11 protein-coding genes are annotated in these 10154 nt (G+C 70.5%); 2 read left to right on the top strand and 9 right to left on the bottom strand.

The window, feature by feature from the left end; genetic code table 11:
• Window positions 1–121: 121 nt before the first annotated feature.
• The gene (gene sigJ, locus ACIQMJ_RS12475) at window positions 122–1081 is read right to left on the bottom strand and encodes an RNA polymerase sigma factor SigJ (RefSeq protein WP_499761048.1); all 960 of its coding nucleotides are present in this window, start codon (window positions 1079–1081) and stop codon (window positions 122–124) included.
• A 192-nt stretch (window positions 1082–1273) separates the two neighbouring features.
• On the opposite strand from sigJ, the gene ACIQMJ_RS12470 reads away from it, so the two are divergent.
• On the top strand, window positions 1274–2410 hold the full coding sequence (locus ACIQMJ_RS12470; RefSeq protein ID WP_499761047.1) for an amidohydrolase family protein: 1137 nt from the start codon (window positions 1274–1276) through the stop codon (window positions 2408–2410).
• Between the two features lie 302 nt (window positions 2411–2712).
• A complete protein-coding gene (locus tag ACIQMJ_RS12465) occupies window positions 2713–3849 on the top strand; it encodes an amidohydrolase family protein (RefSeq protein WP_499761046.1) in 1137 nt (378 codons plus the stop codon).
• Window positions 3850–4092: 243 nt separating this feature from the next.
• On the opposite strand, the gene ACIQMJ_RS12460 is transcribed toward ACIQMJ_RS12465, so the two are convergent.
• From ACIQMJ_RS12460 to ACIQMJ_RS12425, 8 genes are read right to left on the bottom strand one after another with little or no spacing between them, the layout of a single operon-like run.
• Window positions 4093–5667 carry an FAD-dependent monooxygenase gene (locus tag ACIQMJ_RS12460; protein ID WP_499761045.1) on the bottom strand — a complete coding sequence of 525 codons (1575 nt, stop codon included), beginning with the start codon at window positions 5665–5667 and terminating at the stop codon, window positions 4093–4095.
• A complete protein-coding gene (locus ACIQMJ_RS12455; RefSeq protein ID WP_387500212.1) occupies window positions 5660–5989 on the bottom strand; it encodes a TcmI family type II polyketide cyclase in 330 nt (109 codons plus the stop codon). The genes ACIQMJ_RS12460 and ACIQMJ_RS12455 overlap by 8 nt, the downstream gene beginning before the upstream one ends.
• Window positions 5974–6432 (bottom strand): SRPBCC family protein, encoded by a 459-nt coding sequence (locus ACIQMJ_RS12450; RefSeq protein ID WP_499761044.1) that lies wholly within the window; start codon window positions 6430–6432, stop codon window positions 5974–5976. The genes ACIQMJ_RS12455 and ACIQMJ_RS12450 overlap by 16 nt, the downstream gene beginning before the upstream one ends.
• A 1-nt stretch (window position 6433) precedes the next feature.
• Window positions 6434–6676, bottom strand: coding sequence for an acyl carrier protein (locus ACIQMJ_RS12445; RefSeq protein ID WP_499761043.1), 243 nt, complete (start codon window positions 6674–6676; stop codon window positions 6434–6436).
• A gap of 1 nt (window position 6677) precedes the next feature.
• Window positions 6678–7910 (bottom strand): beta-ketoacyl synthase N-terminal-like domain-containing protein, encoded by a 1233-nt coding sequence (locus ACIQMJ_RS12440; RefSeq protein ID WP_499761042.1) that lies wholly within the window; start codon window positions 7908–7910, stop codon window positions 6678–6680.
• Window positions 7907–9163, bottom strand: a complete 1257-nt coding sequence (locus ACIQMJ_RS12435; protein WP_499761041.1) for a beta-ketoacyl-[acyl-carrier-protein] synthase family protein — start codon at window positions 9161–9163, stop codon at window positions 7907–7909. Before ACIQMJ_RS12435 ends, ACIQMJ_RS12440 begins: the two co-directional genes overlap by 4 nt.
• The gene (locus ACIQMJ_RS12430; protein ID WP_499761040.1) at window positions 9160–9549 is read right to left on the bottom strand and encodes a cupin domain-containing protein; all 390 of its coding nucleotides are present in this window, start codon (window positions 9547–9549) and stop codon (window positions 9160–9162) included. The genes ACIQMJ_RS12435 and ACIQMJ_RS12430 overlap by 4 nt, the downstream gene beginning before the upstream one ends.
• Window positions 9546–10154 carry a SchA/CurD-like domain-containing protein gene (locus tag ACIQMJ_RS12425; RefSeq protein ID WP_499761039.1) on the bottom strand — a complete coding sequence of 203 codons (609 nt, stop codon included), beginning with the start codon at window positions 10152–10154 and terminating at the stop codon, window positions 9546–9548. The genes ACIQMJ_RS12430 and ACIQMJ_RS12425 overlap by 4 nt, the downstream gene beginning before the upstream one ends.

Raw genomic sequence — 10154 nt, 5'->3', positions numbered from 1 at the left:
GGCGTCGTGTCATCGGCGTGCTCCACGCCGGACATCATCTCGGTCATCAGGTGCGCATCCTTGATCAGGAGTTACACCACTCGTTTTACAGTCCCGGCTGGAGCACTGATGTTCACCGCGATCAGCGGGAGCGCGACTGACGGGGGTGCTCACCGTTTCGGATCCGCGCGAGTTTGTCGGGGTTGGTGACCGAGTAGACCCCGCATACCTGGTGGTTGTCGGGTGACAGGTCCAAAACGAGGACGGCGAAGGGCGATCCCTTTTCGAAGAGCACCACGGAAGGGTCGCCGTTGGCCCGCTGGTGGCGGATGGCGAGGCTGTCGCCGACGTTGGCCGCGACAGCCAGCAGGGTGCCGGCAACGGTGTCCCGGCCGTGGATCGGCTGCAGGCTGGTGGCCGGACCCTTTCCGCCGCCGTCTGTCCACAGTGTCACATCGGGCGCGAGGACCTGGAGGAGTGTTTCCAGGTCACCGCCGAGCGCGGCGGACAGGAATCGCTCGGTGACCTCGCGGCGCAGCCGGGGGTCGGCGTGATAGCGGGGGCGTCGGGCATGTACGTGTTCGCGCGCGCGGTGTGCGAGCTGGCGTACCGCGGCGGGGCTGCGGCCGAGTATTTCGGCGATCTCGGCGTGGGGGTAGCCGAACACCTCATACAGCACGAAGACGGCGCGCTCTGCCGGGGTCAGGGTTTCCAGCACCACGAGCAGCGCCATCGAGGCGGACTCGGCACGGACCGCCGAGTCCGCCGCGTCGCCTTCGCCGCCGGTGTCCGCCGGCGGGGTGATGACCGGTTCGGGTAGCCACTGCCCGACGTAAGTCTCCCTTCGCCGGTCAATCTCCGCACGCTTGGCCAGTGCGTGGTTCACCGCGATGCGCACGAGGTAGGCACGCGGGTTGTCGACCCGCTCGCCGGCGCGCCGGCGGGTCCGGGCCGCCCAGGACAGCCACGCCTCCTGTAGTACGTCCTCCGTGTCCGCGACGCTGCCGAGGATGTTGTAGACGACCGAGAACAGCAGTTCCCGATAATCGACGAACACCCGGGTCGCGTGGTCGGTGGCCGCGTGCACAGGCTGCTCAGTCATGGCGGACGTCCTCCTCTTTACCGGTTCGCTTGATGAGAGGTGCGTCGGTGACTCGAGTGTGACGCGGTTGCGACGATTGTGATCTACGCCTCCAGGACCGGCTGTCCGTGTCACACCCGGAGCCCCGTCCCGCCTCTTGGGTCGCGTGACGCCGAGGCAGCCTGCCTCGGCACTCCACTCCCAGGAGGACCGATGCGTACTTTGATCCGTGATGCACGGGTGTTCGACGGTGAGCGGACCATCCCTCGCGCCGACATCATGATCGATGGAGACCGGATCACCGAACCCGACGGCCTCCCGGCCGACGTCGAAGTCGACGGCTCATCCAAGACCCTGCTTCCCGGTCTGATCGACGCCCACACGCACACCTTCGATGGCAGCCTGGCCCAGGCGTTGACCTTCGGTGTCACCACCGAGTTGGACATGTTCTGCCTGCCCGACAACCTGTCCAGGCAGCGGGAACTGGCCGCGGGCGACGAAGTGGCGGATCTGCGCAGTGCCGGGATGCTCGCCACCGCCCCTGGCGGGCACCCCAGCCAGCTGATGGCGGGGTTCGACGCCTCGACCCTGGAAGCGTTCGGCGATGCCGTCGGCGGGTTCGACACCATCGCGGACCCCGGCCAGGCAAGGCGGTTCGTCGAAGCACGGCTGGCCGAGGGGATCGACTATCTGAAGATCGTCGTCGACGACGGCGCGGTGCACGGCAGCCGGCTCCCCGCGTTGACACCGCAAGTCGTGGCCGCGCTCGTCGAGGCAGCCCACGACTACGGCCTGCTCACCATCGCGCACGCGATCACCGCGCGGGAGGTGACCATCGCCCTGGACGCCGGAGTCGACGGCCTGGCCCATGTGTTCGCCGACGCTGGACCCGACGATCCCGTCGGCTATGACCTGGCCGCCCGGATCGCCACGCAGGGCGTGTTCGTCGTTACCACCCTGGCCTACTTCGAGGCGATCACCGGGCAGCCGGGATCGGCCGACCACGCGCTGCCCGGCTGCGCCGAGAACGCCGTCCACGCCGCCCGGATCCTGCACCAAGCCGGCGTGCCACTGCTGGCGGGCACCGACGCCAACCCGTTCGCCCCCGTGCACGGCGCCGCCGTGCACCGCGAGCTTGCCCTGCTCACCGAAGCCGGGCTCGGCAACGAGGAGGTGCTCGCCGCGGCCACCAGCGTGCCGGCACGGCATTTCCGACTGGCCGATCGCGGCCGCGTCGCACTAGGGCTGCGCGCCGACCTCATTCTCGTCGACGGCGACCCGACCCTGGACATCGCCGCCACCGCCGCGATCGCCGAGGTGTGGCGCCGCGGCGTCCGCCTGCCCCGGTAGCACTGCGGCAACCACCCCTACCAAGGGAAAACGGTGGGTACTAACGATCTGCCTATCACCGGTCTGTCAGCACACTAGCCGGTGACCGTTGAGTTCATCGCCGGCATCCTCGCTCGCCCGGGGCAGCGGGCCGCGCGAACGTCCTGGTACGTCGGGCCGCACCGCGGCACATCGAGACCGCGGAGGAGCAAACGGGGACGGGCGTTCAGTCACGACAGCACCATCGATCCGGACCGGTGCGATCGCGGCCGTAGCGGTGTCACGGGGAGTTGGGCGTGTGGACACTAAGGGGTGCTATCGCGGTGGTGGCCTTGCGGGTGTGCGGGCGCGGTTCGATGCTGGAAGTCGGATGCAGTGCGGCGGGAACCGAGGAGGCGGTCGTGGGCGTGGTCTCTCGGCGATCGGTGCTGATCGGGGGGGTGGGCGGTGTCGGTTCGCTCGTCCACCCTGGTTCGGCGTCGTCGTCGGGGGACGAGCACCGGGACCGGCGCATCGACGTCCACCACCACTGCACACCGCCCGGGTGGCTGCGGTGGGCGGAGGAACAAGGCATCGTCACCCTCTCGCCGCTGCCTTGGTGGGCCGAGTGGGACGACGGCGCGGCGCTGTCCGCAATGGATGGTGTCGGCGTCGGAACCGCGATCCTGTCGGTGGCGATGCCCGCCGCCCGCTACCGTGACGGGGATCAGTACAAGGAAGGTCTCCTGATCGCGTACCGCGAGGTGCGCGAGCTGGCCGACGCATATCCCGGGCGGTTCGCGTTCCTGTCGCGCGCGCGTCTGGACGACGTGGACCTCGACGTGTGGTCGGTGCGGACCGGCGCGGAGATGGGCGCGGTGGGGTGCCAGGCGTTCACACACGGCCGCGACGGCACCTACATCGGCGACCCGGCCTTCGACCCCCTGCTGGCCGAGCTCGACGCGCTGCGCAGCGTCCTGGTGCTGCACCCGACGGACCTGCCCGGAAGCACGCCAGACCAGGCCGTCGTGCCGGGGGTGCCGGGCTACGTGTGCGACTACCCGCTCGACACGACGCGGGCCGCGCTGAACCTGGTGGTACACGGCACGCTCGACCGCTTCCCGAACGTCACTGTCGTCCTGCCGCACGGCGGAGGATTCCTGCCCTACGTCGCCGACCGGGTGAGTCTGAACGCCGACCGCTTCGACCCGCCCCTCCCGCCGGGCAGGCTGGACGACTACCTGCGACGGTTCTATTACGACACGGCAGCGCCGATGTCCTCGCACTCGACGCCGACGCTCCTGACCTCAGTGAGTCCGACTCACCTGCTTTACGGCAGCGACTGGCCTGCGACGTCGACCGCGCAACTGGCCGACACGACCGCGGTCTTCGACGCCGATCCCGCGCTGGACGCGGGACTGCGCGGCTGTGTCAACCGGGACAACGCACTCCGACTCTTCCCCGCGCTGGCGTGCCTCTGAGCGGCCAATGCACGGGCCTCCCAGGTAGCCGGCGCGTTCACCGAACTCGAACCGGCCGCCCGTGCACGCCGTCGACGCGCTGTCAAGAGCGCCGTGCATGGTCCGCAGCCGACATCGTGACCCGCACCGGTCGGACCGGGTCCACCGTCCCGCGCCCCGGCTGTCACGGCCGTCGCCGGAGCGGACTCCTCGTCACGGTCGGGTGACCGATCGGACAACAGGCTTGATGACCGACCGCGGGGTTCAGCGGAACAGCACGCGGTCGACTGCACCGGCGAGGGCCTCGGGGTCGGTCGTCCGGGTGCGCCAGGCGATGAAACCGTCCGGGCGGATGAGCACGGCCCCGCCGTCGGTGATCCCGTAACGGCGGTGGAACGTGCCCGTCGTGTCACGCAGGGAGTCGCCGATCCGGTAGTGGTCGATGCGGACGCCGGATCGGGCGGCGACGTCGGCCGCCGCGCGTTCCCACCCGGTGGAGCCGGTCAGCAGCACGAACCCCTGGCCGATCAGCTCGGTGATCGACGTCATGCCACTGTCGTGCGCCAAGGGGATGTGCGGGGCACGGGCACCCGGCGCGCCGGACGGGTGGTCGGGGTCCTCCACCAGGTGCGGCGTGACGTCGTCGGGCACGAAAGCGCCGGCGGGGTAGGTGTAGCCGAACATCATCATCCGTTGCCGCACGGCGCTTTCCCGCACGTCGCCGGGGCCTCCGTTGACCAGGCAGTACCGTTCCGCGGTCATCCGGGTCGTGTGCCGCGCCACGGGCAGGCGCTCGGCCTCGTAGCTCAGGAGCATTCCGGGTCCGGTCAGGCCGCGGTGGTGCAGGCCGATCTTCCACGCCAGGTTGAACGCGTCCTGCACACCTGTCGCCACACCGAACGTGCCGACCGGCGGCATGGTGTGGGCAGCGTCGCCCGCGATGAAGACGCGGCCGGTGCACATCCGGCGCGTGACGCGGCCGGCGATCTCCCACGGCACGTCGGACACCCTGTCGATGACGATCGGCAGGGTGTCCACGCCTATGGCCGCCCGGACCAGCCGGACGCTCTCGGTCTCGTTGATCGAGGTGTCCTCGTCGGGCTTGAGCGAGATGGCGAACCGCCAACGCTTCATGCCGTCGATCGAGCTGAGGAAGCCGTGCACGGAGGGATTGCGCAGGGTCATCACGATGACCCTGCGCCCGCGCAACGGTTCCCGCAGGTCGGCGTCGAAGTAGACGTTCACCTTGCGGGCGAGCGTCCCCGGGCCGTCGTGCCCGATGCCGAGCATGCGGCGGACAGGGCTGTGCGACCCGTCCGCCGCGACGAGGTAGTCGGCGCGCACGAGTTGTTCGTGCCCGGTGCGGCGGGAGCGCAGCAACGCGACGACTCCATCCGGCCTGTCGTCCACCGCCACGACCTCGGTGGCGTACCGCACATCGATCCCGGCCGACACGGCACGGTCGCGCAGCACCGGCTCGAGCTGGTTCTGGTCGATGGTTGCCCACTTGCACGGGCTGAGTGAGCCGGCGTCGGCATCCAGGTGGTTGGGCAGCCGCAGGAGCTCCGGTCCGGCCAAGGTCTCGGCGTGCGCGACGACGTCGTGGCCGGCGATCGGTGACCGCACCTCCCGGATGGCACCCTCCAGACCCACCGCGCGGTAGAGCTCCATGGTGCGGGGGTGCAGCGCGCGTGCCCTCGGTTCGTCCAGTGGCTTGGTACGGCGTTCCACCAGCAGCGCCGGGACGCCGTACCAAGCCAGGAACACCGCCGCGGACAGCCCGGTCACACCACCGCCGACGATCAGCACCGGGATGCGCCGACCGGTGCTGTCAGACATGCCGCTCCCACCGGTAGAACTCGTGCGCCATGGCGTCCTTCGGCTCGCGCCACGCCTCCGGGTCGTACGCGCTGACGAACGGGCTCAGGTCCTCGCTGATCCGCTTGAACCGGGGGTCGTGGCGGTGTTCGGCCACCGCCTCCGCCAACGGCCGCTCGCCCTCGATCAGGTGCAGGTACAGCCCGCCGAACTGGAACAGGCTGCGTGCTCGCACCCCGATCACTTCGGCCAGACCGGAGTTGTGGTCGGAGTCCGCGAACACCGCCGCGATCTTGTCGGCCGTGTCCGGGACCATGCGAGCGACGATCAGGGTGCGGTGCACGCGAACTCCTCCACCTTCTGCTTGATCAGTGCCATCTGAACGCGGCTGTTGTCGTTGATGCGCCTGGTCATGGCGGTGTCGTCCACGGGCGCGTCGGGCTTCATCGCGAAGTCCTGCGTCCACCGCATCCGCACGCCGCCGTCGACCTGCTCGTAGGTCCAGCGGATGTCCATCCGCTCGAACGGGCCGGTCGTGACGCGTCGCGCGGTGACCGTCCTCGTGGTGGGGTCGGCGACGCGTTCGGACACCCACGTCCACACGTTGCCGTCCGCGTCCGGGTGCATGGTGAGCCGGAAGACGACCCGATTCCCGTCCCGCTCCAGGACTTGTGCCGACGAGTACTCGCTGAACAGGTCCGGCCAGCTCTCGACGTCGTTGGTGCGCTCCCAGACCAAGTCGATCGGAGCGTTGATGACGATCTCGTTCTCGGTGTGCCCGGCCATGTCACGCCCTCCCGGCGAGCAGGGTCAGCAGCTCCCGCGGTGACTGGCTCGGTTCCAGTTCGACGTCGCGGGGCATGCCGTGGTTGCGTTGCAGCTCGGCCACGACACCCATCAGGCCAAGGGAGTCGACGCCGAGGTCGTCGAAGGTGCGGGCGGAGTCGGTGACCTGCTCACCGGTCACGGTGACACCGGTGCACCGGCTGATCAACGCGGCCAGGTCGTCGGGGGAAAGGTTCGTGTCCACGTCAGTCATCTCCTCTGATCGGTTCCGGACGCCGGAGCACCAGCGCCGAGTTCCCGCCGTACAGACCTCGGGACAGGACCAAGGCGGTGCGGATGTCGGCCGGGCGGGATGCTCCGGTGACGAGGTCGAAGTCGAACCGGTAGTCGTGCACGCCCGGCGTGGGAGGCACTTCGCCGTGCTCCATCGCCAGGACGGCGACGGCGACGTCGAGCACCGCCGCGCCCGCGTAGCAGCGCCCGTACCCGGTCTTGGGCGCGGTCATCGGCACCCGGTCGGCGCGTTCGCCGAACAGGAGGCTCAAGGCCCCAGCTTCGGCGTCGTCGGCGCGTGGATCGGCCAACGCGTCGAGGAAGACCACATCCACGTCGCCGGGCTTGAGGCCGGCTTCGTCCAACGCGCCCTCTGCGGCCCGCCGCAACCCTTCGGTGGACAGGTCGAGGTGCTGCGAGCCGGTGTAGGTGGCGCAGTGACCGGCGACTACCGCCCGTGCGTTGGCACCTCGCCCGCGCGCGGCGTCCTCGTCCTCGACCACGACCATCGCGCCGCCCTCGGCCGGGCTGAACCCGGTCGCGTGCGCGGTGAACGGGAGGTACGCGGTAGCCGGGTCCGTACCCGTGCTCAACAGGCCGAGCCCGAGGTTGCAGCACACGGAGAACGGGCAGAACGGGGCTTCCGCGCCACCGACGAGCATCGCCTCGGCACCTCGGCGCAGTTCGCCGGCCGCCGCCGCGAAGGCGTCCAGACCGCCCGCCTCGTCCGCGACGAGCACGCCCGACGGCCCGCGCAGGCCGTTGCCGATGGAGATCTGACCGGTGCACGCGGCGTAGAACCACGCGATCGACTGATAGGGGCCGACGTGCCCGGGCCCGTCCTTCCAGAGCCGTTCGATCTCCCGCTGGCCGAACTCCACACCGCCCGAGAAACTCGCCGTCACCACACCGAACCCGAACGGTGGAACGGTGGCCGGGTCGAGCTCGGCGTCACGCAGCGCCATCCCCGCCGCGGCGAGCGCGAAGTGGGTGAACCGGTCTGTCTGCACGGTGATCCGCGGGTCGATCCAGCCGTCCGGCTCGAACCCGTCGACCTCGCCCGCCACGACCACCGGGTACGGGTTCGGCTCGATCCGTCGCACCGGCCCGAGGGCCACGTGCCCGTCCCGCACGGCCGGCCAGAACTCGTCGACCCCGATACCGCTCGGCGTGACCACGCCGAGACCGGTGACGACGGCGCTCATGACCGGTCCCCCCGGGCCAGCACCACCGCAGACTGGAAACCACCGAAGCCGCTTCCGACCGACAGCACCGCGCGCAGGTCCCGTTCCCGGGCGGTGTGCGGCACGTAGTCCAGGTCGCACTCCGGATCGGGCGTGTCCAGGTTCGCGGTCGGCGGGACGACGCCGCTGGTCAGGGCCAGCACGCAGGCCGCCAGCTCGATGGAGCCGATCGCACCGAGCGAGTGGCCGATCATGGACTTGATCGAACTCACGGGCACCCCGTACGCGCGCGCACCGAACACCCGCCGGAACGCCGCGGTCTCGTGCCGGTCGTTCTGCCGGGTGCCCGAGCCGTGCGCGTTGATGTAGTCGATATCGTCGACCCCGAGTCGGGCCTGGTCCATGGCCCGCCGCACCGCTTCGGCCATCTCGACGCCGTCCGCTTTCAACCCGGTCATGTGATAGGCGTTGCTGCGGGTGGCGAAACCCGCCACCTCGGCGTGCACCACCGCGCCCCGGCGGCGGGCGTGCCCCAACTCCTCCAGCACCAGCACCGCCGCACCCTCGCCGAGCACGAACCCGTCCCGGTCGAGGTCGAACGGACGGGCGGCGTGCGCGGGATCGTCATTGCGAGCGGAAGTCGCGCGGATGGCGTCGAAACAGGCCACCGTGATCGGCGAGATCGGCGACTCGGACGCACCCGTGACCACCACGTCCGCCCGGTCCTCCTCGATGAGCCGCGCGGCGTGGCCCACCGCGTCCAGCCCGGCCGTGCAGCCGGTGGACACCGTGCGCACGGGCCCACGCGCGCCGATCCGGTCGGCGACCTCGGCGGCCAGCGTGGCCGGTGAGAGGACGCGGTGCAGGAACGGCGACGCCAAGCCGGGGTCGACCAGCCACCGGGCACCCGCGTGCGAGGTCGTCACGTAGTCCTGCTCCAGCAGCGTCGTGCCGCCGACCGCCGATCCCATGCACACGCCCAACCGCCAGGGGTCCGCCACGTCCACCTCCGCCTGCCGCCACGCCTCGTCCGCGGCCACAGCGGCGAACTGGACGTACCGGTCCATGCGTGCGACCTCGGTGGGGCCGAGCCCCGCATCGGCCGGGTCGAAGTCGCACTCGGCGGCGATCCTGGACCGGAAACCCGCCGCGTCGAAGAGGCTGATGGGCCGGGTAGCGGTGCGCCCCGAGACCAGCAGCTCCCAGAACGCCTTCCTCCCGACGCCACCCGGTGCCACCACCCCCAGGCCGGTCACGGCCACCCGGCGGCTCATGACGTCCGCTCCGTGTCGACGTGCCCCAGCTCCGGCCGAGGCGCGAGCGGACACAGCTGGAACACCACGCGGGCAAGCCCGGGTCCGGTGTTGCGCACCCGGTGGCGGACCCCGATCGGGATCAGGAGCGCGTGGTCCGCCGGCACGGTGTGCGGCACGTCGTCGAGGTCCACATCGACCCGGCCTTCCACGACGTACAGGAACTCCTCGGAGTAAGGGTGGTAGTGCTCGTTGACCCGCTCACCCGGCTCCAAAAGGGTTACGCCGAGGAATCCCCCCGTCGCGCCGACAGTCGTCGGGCTCAACAGGACCCGGATGTCCCCGCCGCGCTTGCGGTTGGGGGTGGCGTCGGACGTGCTCACCATCCGGTGAAGTTGGCCGGTCATCTCATCACCCCTACTACTCGGTCGGTCAGCAACGTCATCGGGCGCGCCAGCTGCACGTGCGGCGCGAGCAGGCCCGCCAGCGGCACGGCGGGCGTCTCCTCGGCCGACTCCAGCAGGCGCACCACCAAGTCGCGGCGGCGGAACACCGTCAAGCCGCAACCGGAACCCGCGCCGTCGACGCCGAGCAGGCGGGCGACCTCGCGGCCCTGGCCCGGCAACGCCTGGTAGAGCGCGGCGGTGCGGGCCATGTGACCGGTGTGGCCGTTGCGCGAGGACACGACCCGCATCACCGAGGTGGCCAGGAAACGCCGGCGGCTGTCGTCGTCGGACAGGTCGCGGTCCTCGACCAGGTGCGGTCTGAGCCGTTCTTCGACCGCCCGGATCTGCGGTTGCCCGGCCAGGTGCCGGATAGCCACCGAAGGCGGGCAGGTGATGTCCACGACCCTCACCACGACCTGGCCCGCCATGAAGACCGACGTGCGGTCCAGCAGCGGGCGTGCGGCCTCCGGGCGGCCCGCGGGTGGTGCGGCGTAGGTGGACAGGATCTCGGCCACCTCGGCCTCCGACCCCGGCCGCACGGAGAACGTCAGCGCGTAGCGGTTCAC

The sequence above is a fragment of the Actinosynnema sp. NPDC091369 genome, assembly GCF_044757065.1.
Lineage (GTDB): Bacteria > Actinomycetota > Actinomycetes > Mycobacteriales > Pseudonocardiaceae > Actinosynnema.
This window is presented reverse-complemented; position numbering and strand designations above follow the sequence as displayed.